14 protein-coding genes are annotated in these 20,365 nt (G+C 45.9%); 5 read left to right on the forward strand and 9 right to left on the reverse strand.

Translation table 11 applies throughout. From position 1 onward, the window contains the following. Nucleotides 1-140: 140 nt before the first annotated feature. The 8 genes from JMA39_RS00500 to JMA39_RS00535 form a co-directional block, all read right to left on the reverse strand. Nucleotides 141-1,214 (reverse strand): glycosyltransferase family 2 protein, encoded by a 1,074-nt coding sequence (locus JMA39_RS00500; RefSeq protein ID WP_202719893.1) that lies wholly within the window; start codon nucleotides 1,212-1,214, stop codon nucleotides 141-143. Continuing rightward, nucleotides 1,204-2,547 (reverse strand): oligosaccharide flippase family protein, encoded by a 1,344-nt coding sequence (locus tag JMA39_RS00505; RefSeq protein ID WP_202719894.1) that lies wholly within the window; start codon nucleotides 2,545-2,547, stop codon nucleotides 1,204-1,206. The genes JMA39_RS00500 and JMA39_RS00505 overlap by 11 nt, the downstream gene beginning before the upstream one ends. 1,062 nt (nucleotides 2,548-3,609) lie before the next feature. Beyond that, the gene (locus JMA39_RS00510; protein ID WP_202719895.1) at nucleotides 3,610-4,857 is read right to left on the reverse strand and encodes an O-antigen ligase family protein; all 1,248 of its coding nucleotides are present in this window, start codon (nucleotides 4,855-4,857) and stop codon (nucleotides 3,610-3,612) included. Continuing rightward, a complete protein-coding gene (locus JMA39_RS00515; protein WP_331253364.1) occupies nucleotides 4,815-6,227 on the reverse strand; it encodes a GumC family protein in 1,413 nt (470 codons plus the stop codon). Before JMA39_RS00515 ends, JMA39_RS00510 begins: the two co-directional genes overlap by 43 nt. A 21-nt stretch (nucleotides 6,228-6,248) precedes the next feature. Then, nucleotides 6,249-7,538: a polysaccharide biosynthesis/export family protein gene (locus JMA39_RS00520; RefSeq protein WP_202719896.1), complete on the reverse strand. Its 1,290-nt coding sequence runs from the start codon at nucleotides 7,536-7,538 to the stop codon at nucleotides 6,249-6,251. Between the two features lie 12 nt (nucleotides 7,539-7,550). Continuing rightward, a complete protein-coding gene (locus tag JMA39_RS00525) occupies nucleotides 7,551-7,916 on the reverse strand; it encodes an STAS domain-containing protein (RefSeq protein ID WP_202719897.1) in 366 nt (121 codons plus the stop codon). 580 nt (nucleotides 7,917-8,496) lie between these two features. After that, nucleotides 8,497-8,886, reverse strand: coding sequence for an ATP-binding protein (locus tag JMA39_RS00530; RefSeq protein ID WP_202719898.1), 390 nt, complete (start codon nucleotides 8,884-8,886; stop codon nucleotides 8,497-8,499). Nucleotides 8,887-8,895: 9 nt separating this feature from the next. Beyond that, entirely contained in the window at nucleotides 8,896-10,131 is a 1,236-nt protein-coding gene (locus JMA39_RS00535; RefSeq protein ID WP_202719899.1) for a SpoIIE family protein phosphatase, read from the reverse strand. A gap of 364 nt (nucleotides 10,132-10,495) precedes the next feature. On the opposite strand from JMA39_RS00535, the gene JMA39_RS00540 reads away from it, so the two are divergent. The 5 genes from JMA39_RS00540 to rfbD all read left to right on the forward strand — a co-directional run bounded on the left by JMA39_RS00540 (nucleotide 10,496) and on the right by rfbD (nucleotide 18,492). Then, nucleotides 10,496-11,305, forward strand: a complete 810-nt coding sequence (locus tag JMA39_RS00540; protein WP_237732515.1) for a phosphate/phosphite/phosphonate ABC transporter substrate-binding protein — start codon at nucleotides 10,496-10,498, stop codon at nucleotides 11,303-11,305. Continuing rightward, a complete protein-coding gene (locus JMA39_RS00545) occupies nucleotides 11,305-14,868 on the forward strand; it encodes a PAS domain S-box protein (protein WP_202719901.1) in 3,564 nt (1,187 codons plus the stop codon). Before JMA39_RS00540 ends, JMA39_RS00545 begins: the two co-directional genes overlap by 1 nt. 108 nt (nucleotides 14,869-14,976) lie before the next feature. Further along, nucleotides 14,977-16,515 (forward strand): sigma-54-dependent transcriptional regulator, encoded by a 1,539-nt coding sequence (locus JMA39_RS00550; RefSeq protein ID WP_202719902.1) that lies wholly within the window; start codon nucleotides 14,977-14,979, stop codon nucleotides 16,513-16,515. 108 nt (nucleotides 16,516-16,623) lie between these two features. Continuing rightward, a complete protein-coding gene (locus JMA39_RS00555; RefSeq protein ID WP_202719903.1) occupies nucleotides 16,624-17,379 on the forward strand; it encodes a phosphatase in 756 nt (251 codons plus the stop codon). A 30-nt stretch (nucleotides 17,380-17,409) separates the two neighbouring features. Then, complete coding sequence (rfbD, locus tag JMA39_RS00560) at nucleotides 17,410-18,492, forward strand: dTDP-4-dehydrorhamnose reductase (protein ID WP_202719904.1); 1,083 nt, start codon at nucleotides 17,410-17,412, stop codon at nucleotides 18,490-18,492. Nucleotides 18,493-18,894: 402 nt separating this feature from the next. Here rfbD and JMA39_RS00565 read toward each other — a convergent pair whose 3' ends face one another. Beyond that, entirely contained in the window at nucleotides 18,895-20,361 is a 1,467-nt protein-coding gene (locus tag JMA39_RS00565) for a capsule assembly Wzi family protein (RefSeq protein ID WP_202719905.1), read from the reverse strand. Nucleotides 20,362-20,365 lie beyond the last annotated feature (4 nt).

A 20,365-nucleotide genomic window follows, 5' to 3' on the forward strand; every position in this document is an offset into this window, starting at 1 on the left:
TCTTGCATATACTAGGCCATAATTTATCTGTTTAATATTCAACTGGTTACGTGATGAGTTGGGTTGCTAAACTTGAAGTGGTTAGGCCATTTGCATCTTGCAAGGCAGGCTGCAAATGGCTTAGGAGAGAGGAGTTGGGGTTACTTTAACAGTGCAGGGCTCACGCCATCTCGGTTGATCTTCGCGGCCTGAATACGCCCGAGTAAGCGTTGGGCCAGATTTTCGCAAAGCTTATAGAATCTTAGTGGTAGTAGTTTCAATAGGTAGGCTGCCGCCATTGTTGCTAAGGTACGTCCGGTTTCCGCCTGAATGATTTCGGGGGCGGTTTTAAGGGCAAGGTGCAGGTATTTAACCGCCTCTTTTCCATCTTTATTTCGAATGGCTTGTCTCGCTATGTATCTGAGCTGGTAGGCTCGTGCTTTCTCCTCATGTTGTGCTAAGAGTTCGGGCGCATAGCCTTTGGCTTTATTGATCATATTTTCCCAAGAGGCATACTGCTTATTGAGATCCGCGGATAGTCCTAGATCATTTAAGCGGTAGAAGGTTAAGGGGGCAGGGATCCCCTCTATTTTCCAGTGGGTGGTGGTCACTATTCTTAGCCAGCATTCGATATCTTCAGATTGTCGAAAGTTTTCATCGAAGTAGCAGCTATGGGGTTGGCTCTTATTGAATGCTTGATAGCGAATATCCGTTAGGGTTTCACGACGAATAACAGGCGCAGAGCCATTACCTACAGGGTTGCGGCAGAGTAAGTCTTTTGCCTGAATATTGCTGAGTTGAGGCATTTGATAGACATTAATCTTTTGGCCTTGATAGTCCATAAACAGCGAGCGTGAAAAGCTAATTCCCACTTCGGGGGCATTGTCGAGATGGGTGATGTGTTGCTCAAGCTTTTCGCTGTGCCACATGTCGTCTGAATCGATAAATGCCACGTATTGCCCTGTGGCGTGGCGAATACCTGTATTTCGCGCTGCTGCGAGACCTTGGTTATATTCGTGTTCAATAATTTTGATTCTAGGATCATTAAATCGTTTGCAGATAGCCAAGCTGTTATCCGGTGAGCAATCATTAATGAGCAGCAACTCAAAGTGGCTAAAGCTCTGAGCGAGCACTGAGTTAATCGCATCTTCAACAAAAGCCTCAACATTATAGATAGGCATCACCACCGAAACCTTTAACGGTGTAGTTTTTTGCTTGGTGAAATTAGCAGTCATAAAATGCCTCCGAGCGACAGTGAGAGGTGTTGGTTATCGGTTGAGTTAGCTTTAAATAGAGGGTGAAACTTGGCATTACCAAAAGATGTGACAGTAAGATCCCTAATGCTACGCCTTGCAGTCCCCATAGGCTCGACAGTGCAATCGTGACGGCTAAGATAGCAGTGAATGCGCCGTTATATAACAGGTTAAGCTGACCTCTACCTGAACTAATTAAATACTGACTGGCGGCTTCACCCAGAGGCCTAACTAAACCGCTTAGGCAAAGTAGAATGAAGATAGGAAGGGCTCCAGCATCTAACCATTTCTGGCCGTAGACCCAAGGGACATACAGCGGTGCTAATAGGGCTTGCAAGCTGATAATCGGCAGCGTCAGTAGCATGATGAACTTAAGGGATTGAAAGTATTTTTGTTCTACTGTCAGCTGTTTGGGATCTGTTTCTTTACCTTTTTGACAAAGGTAGGAGTAAAGCGCGGTGCCATAGCTTTGCACTAGTCCTAAGCTAATCCCTAAACTGGCATTGAAGGCAAAGAAGTAGACTCCCAACGCCTCGATGCCGAGAAAATAGCCGACTAAGATGTAATCAATATTTTGTCTTAACGCGATAGCGAGATCTCCAAGTCCAACTTGTAGGCCGAACTTAAGTATCGCTTTGGAGTTTGCAGGTAATAGTTGCCATCGAGGTTCTGAGGCGGGGGAAGCTAAAGTCTCCGGCAAGGGATTGTGATATCTATGAACCCCAATCCATATAAATACCACAATGATTTTGGGCAAAATGATGGCCCAAATCCCAAGCCCGAGTAAAGCGAAACTACCAGTGAGTATTGCATCAAATACCGTCTGCCACAGTACAGCCCTACCTACGACTCGCATTCGGTTTAAGCGTAGATTGATAGCGGCGTAGAGCATGCCAAAAGGCAGCAGTAAATAGCTTGTTGCCATGAGTATCATGGGAAGAATTAGCTGCAAGTCATCATAGTAGATTGCAAGCGGCCAGCTGAGTAAGCTCATGGCAACGAAGGCGGTGATAGCGGCTAACCAGTTAACTCGGTTAGCCGCAGATAGAGAGTGTTTAAGTTGGCTATCATCCATTTTTATCAATGCAGCGCTAGAGATGCGGCGGGTTGGTGTACAGATAAGCTCAAAGCAGGTCAGTATGATGGCAACCTGACCGAAAATTTCGGGGGTGAGTAATCGCGCAATGATAATGCTGGAACCGAGGCGAACGATGCGACCAAGCACTTGAGCCGATCCTAGCCAGAATAAACCTTTGGCCAGTGCCCCGTTTAACACTGTCGATAGAGAGCTTTGGTAGGTCGATTCACTTTGCATAAGAGCACCTGTTGCAGAGAAACATCGAATAACTGCTGTTCGAGTGATGATGGCGTTAGCCAATAGTTCTTATCTTTAATACAGGGTTCATGCCAATCTTTATTGATTAGGTGGTTATTAGAGGTTTTTCATTAAACCTATTGATTTTTAATGAGATTTAAAGTGGTGTTTATTTGATTGAAATGTAGCTTTTTTCTGTGCGGTGAAATGACATCAGTTTATTCGCATATTGCGAATCAGAAAAAGAGAAGGGAAGAACAGGTTAAAGCTGAGAAGGTCCTAGGCCCTAGGAAAAGCAGGTTCTAGGTAAAAGCTAAGACGATTAAAAGCCGAAACAAGCAGAGATGGACAAGCTAAGACGGACGAGCTAAGACAGAACGGCCTGTGGCCTTACGGAACGTTCGCAGGCTCACTCACGGAACGCTTCGCTGACGGTTGGGAGCTAAGAAGGGCGCTGCGCTTCTAGGATGCTAGGGCGTGGCTTCGCCACTTCGAGGACGCTGCGCTTCTAGGTTAAAGCAAAGACAGTACAAGCTAAGACGGAAAAGCGGAATGGCCTGCGGCCTTACGGTGGACGGAACGTTCGTGGGCTCACTCACGGAACGCTTCGCTGACGCTAAAAGCAAAGACGATTAAAAGCCGAAACAAGCAGAGATGGACAAGCTAAGACAGAACGGCCTGAGGTCTTACGGAACGTTCGCAGGCTCACTCACGGAACGCTTCGCTGACGGTTGGGAGCTAAGAAGGGCGCTGCGCTTCTAGGATGCTAGGGCGTGGCTTCGCCACTTCGAGGACGCTGCGCTTCTAGGTTAAAGCAAAGACAGTACAAGCTGAGACGGAAAAGCGGAATGGCCTGCGGCCTTACGGTGGACGGAACGTTCGTGGGCTCACTCACGGAACGCTTCGCTGACGGTAAAAGCTAAGAGGGAAAGCATGAATGAAAGAGAAAGAACTTGGAGTAGATGAAAGATCAAAGGTATCGCCTGTCTCGCTTTTGATTTCCTAGCAGCAAAGCGTCCTCATAGTGAGCTTGCGAACGTCCTAGAGCCTAGAACCTAGAACCTATCCCCTAGAACCTTCTTTTAAAGCAGCGCCGACAATGACGAGTCCTGGCCAGAATAGATAGGCCAGGATCTCTAGATTCTCTCCGAAGGTATATAAAAACAACTGAAAGATGACCGAGACAGCGACTGCGCTCAGTGCCGAATGAAAAAGGGTTTTAAGTAGAGCCAACAGGCTTATAAGTAGCGGAACGGCTAAGGCGATAGCGCCCACAATACCTTTAACAAACAGTAAACCATACCAAGTGTGGTGCGAGCCTATCGGCATATACTCCACTAGGTGTGGGCCGCGCTCAACAATGCCGTGCCCCCAGACTACCGCCTCATTTGCCCAGCGCTCGAGGGCAATATTAGCAAGCTCTTGCCGTACTCTGGTTGAGCCTGCTCGAGCGGCTTTAAAGGCTTCTACGCTCTGTTGCATCTTCTCGACAACATAAAGGCCAGAGCCGCCAAGCCCTAGTAATAGTGGGCTGGCAATAAGGTAAATCCATGGGGAACGATACCAGCGGATAAACATAAAAAAGCCGATGAGTAGTAGATAACACACTAAGGCTAAACGAGACTGCGACAACAAGACCATACAAAAACTGCCAGCAAAGCCATAAAACTTAAATCGTTTGGATTTCTCTTGAATAGCAAACGTAAAAAAAAGATTACCGATCATACCTAAGGCCGGCGCCCAAGGGGTAAATAGTCTCCATCTAGGTAGGCCACTAGCTGGGTCTATCTCATATAGGCTGACATTGAAAAACTCAGGTCCAGGGCCACCAATAATGCTTAATGGCGAGGTGTATAGAGTGCTTGGGAGCTTAATTATCCAAGCGAGTATGAAGATTGGCAGCAATATCAGTGTATGTTTGCAGACGATACAACAGGCGCGGTAAATAAGTTCAGGGCGAATCTGCAGGCTGCCCAAGAGTGGAAATATGGCCAACAGTGCCCAACCTTTTGCCCAGCCGATACTGGATTTAATCAGTTTGGCTAGGCCTAAATCATGGGTTAGATGGCCTATCACTAGAGCGAGTAACATGACACCCATAGCGATAATCCAACAGACTTGTGTTTTGCTGATGCTATAGCTTTTTTTATCTAACAATACTCGCTTTACCATGCGTAGCAGTAGTATCCAGGCAATAACCGGGGCGACGAGATACATAGCACCTAAAACCCAGAACAGATAGGTGCCAGTAATCGCACGCCAGATGATTACTTCGTCAGAATTTTCTGGAGTATAGGTTTGCGGATCCATAGCATTCCCATCCCTGCAATCAATGAAATTGAAGCCGCCACGCCACCAACAATGGCCAATAGCGAGCGCAAGTTATCGGGCTTTTCTGCTAATGTCGGAGACGCCATTAGTTGCAGTAACGGATAGGCTGCGTAGATATCGGCTTTACCTAAGTCCATTTTTGCCAGTGCGGAAGTAAACACCGCCGTTGCGACTTGATGTTCTCGCTGCAGGCCTTCGAGTTTGGCTGCATCGTCATTGCTGTCGTTGAACCGATGATCCCAATCATGGATTTGCTCGGATAGGGCATCAATTCTATGTCTAAGACCTTCGGCTTTAGTATTGAGCGAGAGTAACTCTTGCATAAGCTGAGCACGACCGTCTAAATCATCAGCCGATAGCATCAGCATCAGACGTTTATCGTTATAGCCAAGCAGAATTTTACAGCGTTTACTCAGCGCGCTAAGAATTGAGGATTGCTCATTTTTATAGGTCACGACTTTCGGGTGACGCTTGCCAAAGCGGCTGCTGTACTCGGCAAGCGTCGCAGTGACATTGGTATAGCTGATGAGTAGTTGTTGAAAAAGCTGATCATTTTTCAAGGTTAGTAATCCCGCCGCCTGTTTTGGCGTTAAGCTTAGGTGGATCTCCAACATTTTTTGGCTGGCTTTTACGCCTTGTAGCTCAGAGACTAAATTGACTTTGTTATGTCTCAGTCTCTCCATGGTTAAGGCTAGCTCTTTGAATTGATCCAGTGACACTAATCCGTGTATCGATTGAAACTCGAGTAACTTTTCCTGAGTTAAATTCACTTTATTGGCAAAGGTTGCCATGCCAACTCGGATAGCATCTTCTCGCTGCTCAATTTCATCCCGACGAAGTTCAGCTAACAGTGCCTGTAGGCTGTGATAGTGGGCCCAGGCTTTTTGTTGTGCGCCCTTGGCCGTTGAGCCTTTGATACTGAACTGCATGATCCCGGTTTGGTTAGGGAGTTTTAATTTTGGCATGCCATATTCACTGCTTTTAAGGTGCAGTGTTTTTGCAGCGGCATTAACTAGCGTTTTACTCGTTGCAATAGACTTGTAATTGACCCTAGGATCGATTGCGCTACTTGCATAAGGAGAGTTGGTAGAGCTATTAGCTTGCCCCACACTATCTAGGCTAACTAAGGCCCCAGCACCTGCTCCGGGCAAAATAAGCGTCCATTGACTGACGTAACGGCTTGGGCTCAAAACTGTAAATAACAGCACCAAAAACCAGATGCTAAGCAGTAGTAGCGAGGTGACGATGAGATAGGCACGCTTTCTCTTTTGAGCTGACAGTTGACTACCGTTTACAAAGTAGTGCTTTAACCATAAAAGAGGTCTGTAGGAGTGTTGAGTTTTCATCATAACCTCCTTGTAGCGCTTCTATTACAGCAACTCTAGCAGAGTAGCTGGTACGAGTACTTCGGTGATTGAACGCGCAATTTCTCGAATATTGGTCACGCGTGAGTCATAACAAGCGATCCCATCACCCGGCATTAAGATAGGGTTCATACCCGTTTCCCAAGAGTGTCTGATTAAGCTATCCATTGAGCGTTCTACAACATCGACTTGGGCGGTTAACGGGTTCTTGGTTATCAGTAGTAAATAGCGACTCGCATTGGTTGACTGTGCGCCACCAACGCAGTTAGCTGCGATGGCACCGCTTAACAGTCGAGTACCGTATGGGAATCTAGTCGCATCGGTGTCGACAGCAGACTGTGCGTTACTGGATGCTGGCTGCGTTAGGTTAGATATAAAGACTCGAATACCCGGTGCAGTAATTTGTGACGGGCGGGCGAGCACATCATCAAAATAGTCATGTTGTGGTACATGAATATGATCTCCCGACATCAAGGTGAACTTGGGTACCGGGTATCCATGGATCACACCGGATAGATCTAAAGTAAAGCTATGTTGGCCTCTGAACACTGTAATTGCAGAGATATTAGCATCGGGACGCACTCCGCCCGATGCTCGTAGCGCCGATGCAATAGTACGTTTAGCTGCTTGATCGCCACTGTGGTCACCATCATCATCGATAATCTCAAGGTCAGATTTTTTATTGACTTGGTGCTGACCAGGTTCAAATACGCCTCCCGATACCGTGATTTCAACCGGTGCCCACTTCAGGGGAGTAATGCTTATACGCACGCTGTTCTTAAGCATAAACTCCTCATCGACTAGGTATTGCTGAATTGAGCTTGTTAGCTGTGCAATATCAAGCCCCTTGGCATGGATAGGCTCTAGGTAAGGCAGGTAGATATAGCCATCGTTATTGACTTCGACATCGCCGCTAAACTCCTCGCCATTGAGTACTCTGATCTTAAGTCTATCACCTACCGATAAGCGGATATTTTGAGGCAGATGCAGTGGTTGCTGTGACTGGCCTGCATGCATTAACCAAGTGTTGCCCATTGTGCTATCGGTTCTTGCTGTGTTGAAGCTAGCGGCTTTGGCGCCGTTTTTACTGCGCATGTAGGGAGTGTTACGATCATAAAAGTGGCACTGAGTCATATTGTCATTGTTATTACCGTTGCAGATAGCAGCCTCTTCAGGGTGATGAGGCGTAACGCAAGCGGTAAGTAGCAGTATAGAGAGACTACTGATAAACCCGAGAGTGCTCTTCGCTTGCTGCATTTTTTTGTGCTTAGTAACAATGGCTTGATTTAGACTCATAACAGTGCCCTCTTAATGCGCTGCTTGGCTTTTGCTAAGCTCATTACAGATATAATCGACTGCCGCCGCTTCATCTTCATAGATAGTGAAAATCTGATGTAAACGAGTGAGCTCAATGAGCGAACGCACACCAGCGGTAGGTGACAGCAGGACAATCTCACCATCTTCTTGCTCTACACGTTTTAAGGCGGAGATCAGTACTGATAGGCCGCTTGAGTCGATATATTCCACCTTATGCAGGTCAATCACTAGCTGGGTCATTCCTGCGTCTATTTGCTGTAATATTGCAGCTCTGAGTGTCGGCGTTTGCGTCATTATCACTTCAACAGGCAGAGTGATCTTGCATGCATTGTTTTGTGGTAATTGAGAGAAAGTCATATCGCCATCCTTAAAAATGCGTTTGGCATTTTGCGTGGGTTATCAAACAGGCATAGAGTTTATTAACTCTTTGCTTACTAATAATGCAAACCCAGTGCCAAAACCTATCTGTATGTATTTATTGCTTTTACTGTTAAATTTAAGCTCTCTTTGGCTAATTTAAATCTGGGATCTTTATTTGCGATGCAAAATGGGAACTGGCTGAGAAGGGCGCTTCGCTTATAGAGCGTGACGATGTCACTTCGAGAGCGTCGCGTTGCGACTTCTAGGCTCTAGGACCTAGGACCTAGGACTTAGGAAAAGCGGAGACGGTAAAAGCTGAGAAGGTCCTAGATCCTAGGAAAAGCAGGTGCTAGGTAAAAGCAAAGACAATTAAAAGTCGGAACAAGCTATGGCGGAACAAGCTGAGACGGAAAAGCTGAAAACAACAAAGACGAATAAGCGACCGTAGGGAAGAACAGCAAGCTCAAAGGTAGTGCCTGCCTCGCTTTTGATTTCCTAGTAGCGAAGCGTCCTAGAACCTTGTTTATTCAGTCCGTCCTCTAAGCGAAGCGCCCTAGGTCCTAGCTCCTACTTTTAATTAAACCGCGATACTAAACTGCAGATGAGTACCGGCGACGGTCTCTTGAATGCGAACGCTATCCATCCAACTTTTGATGATCCAAAGGCCTCTTCCTGAAACGGCGTCTGCTGGTGGGCAATCTGTTGGAGGCGTCAATGGCTGCATCTGAGAGTTATCCAGCAGATCGATAACTATCTGCTGATGGTCGCAGTGCAAAACGATGATTAAAGAGTTTATTTTTGGCGCTGCATGAGTAAATACATTAGAGACCGCTTCAAGGACGCAGGTGATCACTTTGAAGCGCTTAGTGTCGGATACCTGATTTTGTAGCATGAATTGCTCTATCTCTCTGCTTATGGAGTGGTTGGCAAAAATATTTCGATTTAGATTAAACTGTAGGCTATTCATAGCGTTTCCTTACATTTGATAACCACAATGAGGCAAGTTGTTTGTGGCTGAAATGAGCATTAGTGAGATATCGTCCTGGGCTTGCTTTTCTTGCCAAAGCTCAGTGCTATAGCTGAGGTAATGGAGCAGTTTTTCTGCCGGTAACGCTCTGGCATCACTCACGTTCTTCAGCAGTTTTGTCAGTCCAAAACTTCCAAATTTACTGTGCCTGCACTCATAGATCCCATCGGAGTAGAGCAGCAACTGCTCCTGTTTCTTTAGGCTGAAGTGCTGACTCTGATAACTGTGTTGTTTATCTATGCCTATAGGCAGTTGTGACTCGGTGTAGCTATCATCAATAAACTTGGCTCCCAAGGGGCTGACGATGATAGGTGATGGGTGGCCAGCATTGATGATTTCGACCTCTCCTGTTTTAGTATTGGCGATCCCGATAAGTAGTGTTGCAAAGCGGCCGCACTGCTCGGGGTCATCAAACTCTCGATTAAGCTTGTTAGTTATCCCGACTAAATCAAGTGACTGCCAGGCTTTTTGGCTGCTAGATAAATGATGCGCTAGGGTAAAGCTCAGCATCGATGCAGCCGTACCGTGTCCACTGACGTCCAATAGATAAAAGCCAATGTGTTGTTGGTCGATATTGAAGCATTGAAACAGATCGCCGGCGAGATCTTGTGCTGGCTTAAATTCGGTGGTGACGCGCCAGCCTTCACTTAAGTCTGAGTTTTTGGGGAGTAGGGCGCGTTGCAGTTGAGCGGCGAGAGAAAGATCCTGTTTAAGGCAATTGAGGTAATCTTGCTCTTTTACTAGCATCTGGTTGAGTGCTTTATTGTGACTGGTTAGCTTTTGTTGCATCTCTATGATGCGCAGCCCGGCGAGAATTCTCACCTTCAGCACGCCGCTGTGAAAAGGTTTTGCGATAAAGTCGTCGGCACCAGACTCGATACCTTCAACGATATGCGAGTTCTGGTTATTGCCAGTAAGCAGTATGGTATATGGCGAGCAAGGCATTGATTTTATGGTTTGACATAACTCGATGCCACTGATTTTTGGCATCATCCAATCGGTGATCACCATATCCACATGTTCATGTTGAAGGTGTTTGATGGCCTCTTGAGCATTTGAAAAGCCTTGAGCGCAAAATCCCATGGAGTCGAGTAGATTTAGCAGTAAACAGCGTTCACTATCGCTGTCTTCCACCAGGATAATCTTATATTGCCTGACATGCTGTAAAGATAAAGGCGTTGTCATTGTCTTCCTCTCAACCTGCTCTCTTCATGGGTATGTGTAATAAAGCAAGCTCCATGCCAGACAGTGAACGATGGTAATGGCTGTGTATTAAGAAGTTTGTTGAACTGGGTGAACATCAAGCCATGTAATGGAGTAAGTGAGTTTGATAAGGCCTGTTGTTTATCAGGGATTGACTTTAAAGTATTGATTTAAAAAGTTTTTTGTGACTAGGTCTGTTTGTTAAGCTGGTCGATATGCAAAGTCTTTTCACTGTGGCATAGGGATTGCTCTGAGTAACTAATAGCCTTAAACAGAATTGAGATCTAATGCGATGTCTACCTTTAAATCATTGACTAAAGTTGCTGTTTTATATTGGTTTATGTTCATGCCCAACTATAGCTCGGCAACGGCTACAGGCAGCATAGAGCCTAAGGTGCTGACGTTTGGAGTCGTGCCACAGCAGGCGGCGAGCACCTTGGCAAAAGGCTGGTCTCCAGTGTTGGCGGAGTTATCGCAAAATGCGAATCTTAATTTGCAATTTGCAACGGCGCCGGACATTCCTACCTTTGAAATGCGTTTAGCCAAGGGAGAGTATGACATCGCCTATATGAACCCTTATCACTTTACCGTATTTCATGAATCTCCGGGTTATATCGCATTGGCGAAAGAGCAAGATAAATACCTCAAAGGCCTTATCGTTGTAAGAAAAGACTCTCCTATATCTAAACTTAGCGATCTTAATGGCAAATCATTAGCCTTTCCTGCTCCAGCAGCCTTTGCGGCTAGTGTGATCCCTCGTGCGATTTTAAAACAACAGGGCATTGTTCACAGTACCAAGTATGTCGGCTCCCATGACTCAGTTTATCTTGCTGTGGCTCAAGGTCTTGTTGATGCGGGCGGTGGTGTAGGCCGTACATTTAAAAATATGGACAGTGATGTCACTAAGCAGCTAAAGGTGCTTTGGAAAACCCCTGGGTATACTCCTCACGCTATCGCGACTCATCCGAGAGTCTCAAAGCAGAGTCGAGAGCAGTTGTTGCTTCAGTTGCAGGCTCTCTCAGCCACGAGTAAGGGGCGCGCTTTATTAAAGGGTTTAGGCTTTAGAGCTATGGAGGCTGCGCAAAGTAGTGATTGGGATGATGTTCGGGCACTGTCACTGAGTGAGCTTAACGAGCCACTAAAGGGGAGTCACTAGTGTCATTTCGAATAAAAACGATTCTAGGGATCGCCATAATCGAAGGTCTGTTATTGATGCTGCTGGTCTACACCAGTGTCGATTATCTGAAAACCTCGAATCAAACAGAGATTGAAAAGCGTGCCAGCTCTACCGCGTCTCTATTTGCTGCTGCCGCAAAGGATGCAGTGATCAGCAGTGATCTCTCTACGTTGAATGTGCTTGCTAATGAGTTGCTCACCACCTCTCAAGTCCTCTATGTCAACATTTATGACCAAAATCGATTACTGGTTAGTGTAGGGAGTCACAACGGCGACTCAACAGCCTCATTAGACAGCGGAATTGTTAATGTTGATGATGGGAGCTTAGACATTGAAAGAGGTATTGAAGAATCAGGATTTAGTTATGGAAAGGTTGAGCTGGGCTTTGACACGGGCCAGTTAGAGAGCTTTATTATCGATGCCAGAACCCGTTTCTTGACCATTGCTGGTATTGAGATGTTCTTAGTGGCACTGTTTTCCTGGCTGTTAGGCCACTACTTGACCCGTAATTTAGCACTGCTTAAGAGTGCGTCTCAGCGGATTTTGCAGGGAGAGTCGAACGTTCAGATCCCAGTTAGCAGTAGGGACGAAATTGGCCAAACCATGCTTGCTTTTAATCAGATGGTAAATAAAGTTGAAGATAAAAATCAGGCATTAGAGAGCGCTAATGTTAGGCTGAATGCCATATTGCAGACAGCTGTAGATGGGTTTGTGATAGTTGATACTAAAGGAGTTATTGAGGAGGTAAATCCCGCGGTAAGTCGCTTGTTTGGATATAGCTCATCAGAGCTAATAGGGCAAAATGTTTCATTATTGATGCCATCGAATGAGCGCAATATTGATGATGAATATATCCAACACTATCTAACAAGTTCAGATGATAAGACGGTAGGCAAGGGACGTGAGCTGTTAGCGCAGAAAAAAGATGGCTGCCTTTTCTCGATTGAACTGTCTATCTCAAAAATGTGTATCGATGATGAAGTGCTCTTCTTAGGCTTAGTGAAAGACTTAAGTGATGTGAAACGTGCTCAAGTCGCAGCCCAAAGAACCGAATCGATATTGTTAGCGACCTTAGAGGGCAGCAAAGACGCGCTGGTGACGATTGATATGTCTGGTGAGATCCAAGAAGTGAATGACGCGGCATGTTTGTTGTTTAAGTTTCATTCTGGGCAGATGATTGGCGAGCATTTGGAAGATATGATCTTTAGCGCAGAGGAGAAGCTGCGTTTTCACGCTATTTTAGATGAGTATCGAGTCACGGGAGAAAGCGTGGCGATTAAGCATTCAACGCAGATGCAGGCTAGCCGGTCTACAGGTGAATCCGTTGCTATTGAGTTAACGCTTATTCCAGTACAGCTTGGTAATGAGACCTTGCTCACCGCCTTTATTCGAGATATTTCCCGCCGCATGGAGTATGAAACTCAACTTAAATTAGCCAAAGATCAAGCCGAGCAGGGCAGTGAGGCTAAATCTCGATTTTTAGCCACTATGAGTCATGAAATCCGCTCACCGCTTAATGCGGTACTGGGAAGCGTTGACTTAATATTGGACTCAGGATTGAATAAAGAGCAGCGTATCTATGCTAATACCGCCAAGGAGGCCGGAACCACATTGCTCAGCACTATTAATGATATTTTGGATTTTTCTAAGATTGAAGCGGGACAAATAGTACTAGAAGAGAGTGTTTTCTCTCCAGCTAAACTTGCCACACAAGTGTTACAGGTGTTGTCACCTAAGGCGCAGGATAAGGGGATTGTGTTGGCTATTTTTGTTAATCGCAATGTTCCAGAGACATTAATTGGTGACGGTCAAAGGTTAAGACAGGTACTGCATAACTTGGTCGATAATGCGATTAAGTTTTCTTTTGGTGGCTGCGTTACCATTGAGATGTGCTTAGCCGATACCGATGAGACTCGCCTGTGTTGCAAGATCTCAGACCAAGGCATTGGGATTTGTGAGCAGGCTCAGGCGACACTATTTGAAGAGTTTAGCCAAGTCCATGATAGCCATAATACAAACTACAGTGGTACAGGGCTAGGCTTGGCTATCTGTGCGGAGCTTATTGCTCTGATGGGAGGCCATATAGGAGTTAAAAGTCAGCAAGGTAAAGGAAGCTGCTTTAGCTTTGATCTATTACTGAAACGAGATGAAGCTGCGAACGCTAATTTTGCTCCTCTCCCTAGTCACTCTCGTGTACTTTTAGTGCATGCAAACGAGAGTTATCGTGATGTCATTCGCAGGCAATACAGTCAGTATGGTGTGACAGCGGTCTGTGTCGACAGTGTTGAGGCAATATTTAATTGTTCACAGGTACAAGGTCGTTTTAACCTCGTGCTTATCGATGAGCATTGCCTATTCGAACTGAATGTTGAACAGGTTAATAGCATCAAACGAAATCATCTGCTCGATGAAGGCGTGATGGCGGCATTAATGGCTGTAGTCCAATCTGAGGCGTCAGCGTTACTTAGGAAGATTGGCTTAGAGCAGGTGATTAATAAACCGCTGAGCCGTGACATGATGCTAGGAGTGCTTCGAGGCGAATGCGAATCATCAGTAGAGCAGACACAAGATTTGCCCGAAATATCCAGTAAGCAAAGGCAGCACCTCCCCATTCTTTTGGCTGAGGACAGCCCCGCAAATCAAATTGTTGCCAGTGCTTTGCTGAGTAAGGCTGGCTTTAAGGTTGAGATAGCTAATAATGGTGTTGAAGCCTTAGAAATGGCCAGTAATAACGAATATGGTTTGATTTTAATGGATATGAGAATGCCAGAGATGGATGGCATCGAAGCTACCCAAAAAATATTGCAACGCAATCCATCACAGGTTGTTATTGCCATGACGGCTAATGTACAAAAAGAGGATGTAGAGCTGTGCATGAATGCAGGCATGAAAGATTTCGTGCCTAAGCCTGTTAACCGAGTGAATCTTGTTAATGTTGTAAATCAATGGATTGTATCGGCTAAAGAAGAGACTATAGTTACCTCAGAAGCCGATAGACAGAGCGCTCATTTGCATGTGGTGGACAATCATGCGGTGGATCATAACGAAAGAGCTATTATTGAAGGCGCTAAAGTGGTCCCGTTTGACCGAGTTAATAGAATCAGTAACGATAGCGGTAAAAGTGACACGGGGGCGCGGTTACAAGTCGGCCCTCAAAGCGATGAGGAACAGATGACCATTATTGATGAGGCAGTACTTAATGAGCTAACGGCTATGTTAGGTGAGCAAGCGATAAGTCGGATGATGTCGGTTTTTTTAACCGAGGCGCAGGAGCGATTGAATATATTGCGCTTGCTACTTTTAGAGTACCAAAACGGAAATGGACTCGACTTAGCTGAAATCGATCTACAGGCTCACACGCTTAAAAGCAGCTCTGGTAGCTTTGGAGCGGCTGCACTGTGTGTTGCGGCGAAAAAGCTAGAGTTAAGCGCCAAAGCTAAAGAGGTGGCTCGGATCCCGCTATTACTCGATGAAGTCATTGCGACAGCAGAGTTAACAGTTAACTTATACCAGCAACGCTTTGAATCAACACACCAAGAGTAATTGCTGCTAGACTTAACGATATGTTCATGTGGAAAAGGCGAGCTTAACTTTTTGATATTAAGCAAGTTGTCGTCTAACGTTGTTTCATTATTAATAGGCTGACTTTATATGGATGTAACAAGCTCATTTACCACATTGCTCGTAGAAGACAGCATGTCTCTCGGGGCGCTGTATACTGAATACCTGCGCACGGAGGGGGCTCGAGTAACCCATGTTAACCATGGGATTGATGCGCTAAGCGAGCTTAAACGCTGGCAACCGGATCTGTTAGTGCTCGATATTCAGCTGCCAGATATGTCGGGCATGGATATTTTAGAAACTGTGCAGGCCGACTACCCAGATGTCACCGTCATCATGATCACTGCTCATGGCAGTATCGATATTGCCGTCGATGCAATGCGCTCGGGCGCGTTTGATTTTCTAGTCAAACCTTTCGACGCTAAACGCCTCTCCATAACCGTTCGTAACGCTTTGAAACAGCGCCAACTTGTTGATCTTGTCGCAAAATATGAGAGTTGCCTACCTAAACCTCACTATATGGGCTTTGTGGGCGAGTCTCTTGCAATGCAAACCGTGTATAAAACCATAGATTGTGTGGCTAACAGTAAAGCCTCGGCATTCATTATTGGTGAGAGTGGCACAGGTAAAGAGGTGTGCGCTCATGCGATACATAATGCGGGTAACCGTCGGGACGGTCCTTTTGTGGCATTAAACTGTGCCTCTATTCCTAAAGATCTCATTGAGAGTGAGATCTTTGGTCACACTAAAGGGGCATTTACCGGCGCCGTAGCCAATAGAGATGGCGCTGCGACCCGCGCACATAACGGTACGCTCTTTCTCGATGAGATCTGCGAGATGGATCTTGAGCTACAGAGTAAGCTGCTGCGCTTTATCCAAACCGGGGTGTTTCAGCGTGTTGGTGGCACTAAAGAGGAAAAAGTCGATGTGCGCTTTGTTAGTGCAACCAATCGAATGCCATGGGATGAAGTTAAAGCCGGGCGATTTCGGGAGGATTTGTTTTACCGCTTACATGTGATCCCCATCGAACTGCCACCGTTAAGAATGCGTGGCAAAGATATCTTATTGCTGGCGTCTAGTTTACTCAAAGAGTACAACAAAGAAGAGGGTAAGAAGTTTAAAGGCTTTAGCCGAGACGCTAAACAATGTTTAAAAAGCTATCAATGGCCCGGTAACGTTAGGCAGTTGCAAAATGTCATTAGACAGATAGTGGTATTAAACGATAGCGAGTTAGTTGAACTCGATATGTTGCCGATGCAGCTAACTGCAGCCTCCTCCGTAAAACCCGAAGCCACTATTCATAAAGGCACTGTTAATGAAAGCATGGCGCAATCTCATTCACAGCAAGATAGAGGGCAGAACTCGGCAGAGTCAGGCGGCCCTTCCTTTCTTGACGGTATTGAGCGAGCGGCTTTTTCAGGTGCAGAGCAGTATGCATCGAAAGCTGCCGAGGAAAAAAACGATGATATCGTGCCACTATGGCTGACTGAGAAGCAGACTATTGAACATGCTATTGCACAGTGTGACGGTAATGTGCCTAAAGCAGCGGCGTTATTAGATATCAGCGCTTCTACCATTTATCGTAAACGACAGACGTGGGATGAGTTAGAAAAGAGCTTAAGTGACTAAGCTGTCGGCCGCAAATCTCATAGGTTATTAATGTTATCGATAGAGCTATGTTAGTGAAAGGAGTAGACTAAACATCTACTCCTTTTTGTTTAACACAATGAGACCACCATGAAATATCTTGTTGATACCCATACCCATACGATTGCTTCAACTCATGCTTATAGTACGTTACAAGAATATATTGCGATGGCTAAACACAAAGGGGTGAAGCTATTTGCTACCACAGATCATGGTCCCGATATGGCCGACGCTCCCCACTTTTGGCATTTTGTGAACCTACGAGTATTACCGCGAGTGGTCGATGGTGTCGGTATTTTACGTGGCATCGAAGCCAATATTAAGAATGAAGTCGGAGAGATCGACTTTTTTGGCGATTACCTAGAAGAGTTAGACATTGTTTTAGCAGGGTTTCATGAGCCAGTATTTGCGCCAAGCAATAAAGAAATCCATACCGCAGCAATGATTAATTGTATCAACAGTGGCCATGTCGACATTATTACACACCCTGGTAACCCCGCCTATCCAATTGATATTGATGCTGTTGCTAAGGCTGCTGCAGAGAATAATGTCGCCCTTGAGATCAATAACTCTTCTTTTTTAGTCTCCAGAAAAGGTAGCGAGCACAACTGCATTGCGATAGCCAAGGCGGTTAAAGAGGCGGGTGGGTTGTTGGTGATGGGCTCAGATTCTCATGTAGCCTACAGCCTAGGAGACTTTACCCTGGCAGAGCAGATTGTTGAGCAAGCAGAGTTTCCTCTAGATAGGTTATTGAATCGCAGTCCTGAAGCCTTACTCGCTTTTCTATCATCGCGAGGCCATGGCTCGCTAGATGAGTACTCGGTGTTGCTTGAAGACTCAAACTAAACTAAAGCTAGAAGAGATAGTTAAAACAAGATGCGAATTGTTATTACTGGTGGCGCAGGCCAATTGGCGCAGGCGTTACTGTCTATTGTAGAGCTTGCTCGAGTTACCCAAGTTTTACAGGTTACCCAAGCATCCCAGATTAATAGTTCAGAGCTAACAGCTGCTCAGCAAATGCTGGTGGCCTCGTTGCCCGAGGCCTTAGAGTGCATAGCAAGCACCGATGAAGTGATTAGCTTGTCTCATCAGCAGTTGGATATTTGTCATGTTCATTCTATTCGAGTGGCCTTTGATACCTTTCAGCCAGATATAGTGATTAATTGCGCCGCCTATAACGCAGTCGATAACGCTGAGACCGATCTCGATAGGGCAATGGCGGTTAATGTGATTGGGCCAAAGTTACTCGCCGAAGAGTGTTTGCATCGAAATATTAGACTCGTGCATATCTCAACAGATTTTGTGTTCGATGGTCTGTTACAGCAGCCCTACACAGAGCAAGATGCTCCAGCTCCACTGTCTGCTTATGGCCGAACTAAGCTTGAAGGCGAGCGTTGCTTGAATGAGATTTTAGGAGCCAAGGCAACGATTATACGTACCTCTTGGCTATACAGCTGTTGGGGGAATAACTTTGTCAAAACCATGCAAGGGTTATTTAAAGTAAAGCAGAGCTTATCGGTTATTAATGATCAATATGGCAGCCCTACATGGTGCGAAGCCTTAGCTGTTGTTATTTTTATGCTCGTTAAGAAAACTCAGCTGACGAACTTAAATGACAAAGGGACATTGGAACCACGAACGGCTCAAGGTATGGCTCATTTATACCATTACGCTGGTGGCTCTATTACTTCTTGGTATGAGCTTGCACGTGAGATCCAGCGCCAGACATTAGCGATGACAGAGTCTACACCTAAAATAGTTGATTGTTTAATTCAGCCTATTACGACTCAAGCTTGGCAAGGGTTACATGAAAAACGTTTAGCACCTCGGCCAAAGCAAAGTGTGTTGAATGCTGAGAAGGTGTGTAACCAACTCAGTATTAAGCCGGAAAGTCTCATTCGTGCAAACTGGCAGCAACAACTAAAGGCCATGATTGAATATCAAAAGGCTCAAGGCTAAGAAGGTTGAAGCTAAGAAGGTTATAGGTGCTAGGAAAAGCAGATTCTAGGTTAAAGCAAAGACGAGAAAAAGCCGGAGCAAGCTGAGATGGGAAAAGCAGGTTAAAGCTGAGACGGAAGAACAGAATGGCCTGTGGCCTTACGGTATACGGAACGTTCGCTGGCTCACTTACGGAACGCTTCGCTGATGGTTAAAAGCTGAGACTGTCTTAGTACCTAGAAAAAGCAGGTTCTAGGAATGAGCTAAGACGAAAACGCCGGAAAAGCAGGAAAAGCAGGAAAACAAAGAAGCGGACGATACGGTGCTTTGTTTTTTGCTTTTCCTAGCAGGGCGTAGTCCGCCCTAGCAGTGAGCTTGCGAACGTCCTAGGATCTTCTTTTAGACCTAGGACCTTCTTTGAAACTAAAAACTTCTTTCCCAGCCAGCGTAAATCGTCGTATCCCAGTCGTTTCCACCAGAGGTGACATATTGACTGTAACCCACAGTGCCACCGACCTTTAAGGTACCTTGGTAGAAAGGTCTGTGGTAACTGGTATCTAACTGGTATACACGCTCATACTCGCCAGGTGATACTGGGTTGCCGCCAATACCGACATTTGAATCTGTTCCATCAGTGTTGAGTCGTAACCAGCGGAATTTGTTACTGATGTTTTGCCCGCCGCCAAGCTGAGTAATACCGCCAATGACCAAGGTTGTGGCATCGTTGTCATAGGTGCTACCTAGGCTGCGGCCATAGTAACGGTAACCATTTTTATAGAATCCATGCTCATAGAGGCAGTTGTAAGCGTTAGAATCGACGCCGCAGGCCACTTGGGTGTCAGAGTATTCAACAAATATGCGGGTATTGATGTCAGCTAAGAAGAAGTCTACGCCGCCCATGTTAGCTGAGTTGATCAGCTTGTTCTTACCGTTATGATAGTCTTCGTGAATGCGCTCATAGTAGATACCGTAGGGGATGCCGAAAGCAGTATCAGACCAGCGGAAATCATAGCCAGCGAGCATATTCTCTTGGCCGTTTGTGACTTCTCCTTCACTCATGCCACCATTAAATAAGCCGTCCCACCAGTCGCCTAAGCTATTGCCATAGCCTTCACCGCCCCATTGCATGGTCCATGAGAAGCCCACTTCAAGTTTGGAGATCGGCCTTAAGGTACCGCGAGCCCCCCAATGTTTGGCATCTGGTACATATCGGTCACTTTCCATCTGGCTAAATGAGGTGGTAAAGGTCCAAGGGCCAATCCAGTTAAGCCATGGTGTTTCAAATGCTTGACTGTTATTACGGCTAAACGTCATGCCAGGCATAGGCCGTGCGTTAGTGGTTTGAATTAGGCCGCTATCCCAGCCTGGTCCCCAATACTTTTGCTGTGCGCCTGCACTGACAATCCAGTTGCCCAACATCACGGCAGCGAAACTGTTATCTAAGCGAGTGCTGTTACCGTCTATTGGTTCGTAGTGATAACTCGCAGCTAAGCGACCACTAAACCAATCTTTGGTGACTTCGGCTGAAACAGCCGCTTCGGCTTTATCACGATAATCTTGGCCAAAGCCGATAAAACGTGTGGTGTCAGAACCGCCTGCAAGCTCAATTTTACTGCTCATACCGCGATGGTCATGATCGTATGCTCGAATTACTCTCTCGAATGCATCACGTTGTGAGCTAGACAGAGCAGCCTGATCCGCCTTGTCCATATCCTGCTTAATACCGTCCCACATTAGTGGGTAAGTGGTGATTGGCTGAACAATCACGCCAGTATCAGACAGCAATTGAATATCGGCTCTTAGCGGTAAATCAGTCGGTTCAACCCACCATGCCGCTTGCACTGAGCTGCAGCCAAGCAGTAACAATCCAGATAATAATTTGAGTTTCATTGGG

This window comes from Shewanella schlegeliana (assembly GCF_016765635.1).
GTDB classification, from domain to species: domain Bacteria; phylum Pseudomonadota; class Gammaproteobacteria; order Enterobacterales; family Shewanellaceae; genus Shewanella; species Shewanella schlegeliana.

What these genes read in the sequence shown, in the direction of transcription:
- JMA39_RS00530 (WP_202719898.1), bottom strand. Translation starts at nt 8,886, where the DNA reads ATGAATAGCCTACAGTTTAATCTAAATCGAAATATTTTTGCCAACCAC.
- JMA39_RS00515 (WP_331253364.1), bottom strand. Translation starts at nt 6,227, where the DNA reads ATGATGAAAACTCAACACTCCTACAGACCTCTTTTATGGTTAAAGCAC.
- JMA39_RS00555 (WP_202719903.1), top strand. Translation starts at nt 16,624, where the DNA reads ATGAAATATCTTGTTGATACCCATACCCATACGATTGCTTCAACTCAT.
- JMA39_RS00540 (WP_237732515.1), top strand. Translation starts at nt 10,496, where the DNA reads ATGCCCAACTATAGCTCGGCAACGGCTACAGGCAGCATAGAGCCTAAG.
- JMA39_RS00500 (WP_202719893.1), bottom strand. Translation starts at nt 1,214, where the DNA reads ATGACTGCTAATTTCACCAAGCAAAAAACTACACCGTTAAAGGTTTCG.
- JMA39_RS00505 (WP_202719894.1), bottom strand. Translation starts at nt 2,547, where the DNA reads ATGCAAAGTGAATCGACCTACCAAAGCTCTCTATCGACAGTGTTAAAC.
- rfbD (WP_202719904.1), top strand. Translation starts at nt 17,410, where the DNA reads ATGCGAATTGTTATTACTGGTGGCGCAGGCCAATTGGCGCAGGCGTTA.
- JMA39_RS00565 (WP_202719905.1), bottom strand. Translation starts at nt 20,361, where the DNA reads ATGAAACTCAAATTATTATCTGGATTGTTACTGCTTGGCTGCAGCTCA.
- JMA39_RS00535 (WP_202719899.1), bottom strand. Translation starts at nt 10,131, where the DNA reads ATGACAACGCCTTTATCTTTACAGCATGTCAGGCAATATAAGATTATC.
- JMA39_RS00525 (WP_202719897.1), bottom strand. Translation starts at nt 7,916, where the DNA reads ATGACTTTCTCTCAATTACCACAAAACAATGCATGCAAGATCACTCTG.
- JMA39_RS00520 (WP_202719896.1), bottom strand. Translation starts at nt 7,538, where the DNA reads ATGAGTCTAAATCAAGCCATTGTTACTAAGCACAAAAAAATGCAGCAA.
- JMA39_RS00510 (WP_202719895.1), bottom strand. Translation starts at nt 4,857, where the DNA reads ATGGATCCGCAAACCTATACTCCAGAAAATTCTGACGAAGTAATCATC.
- JMA39_RS00550 (WP_202719902.1), top strand. Translation starts at nt 14,977, where the DNA reads ATGGATGTAACAAGCTCATTTACCACATTGCTCGTAGAAGACAGCATG.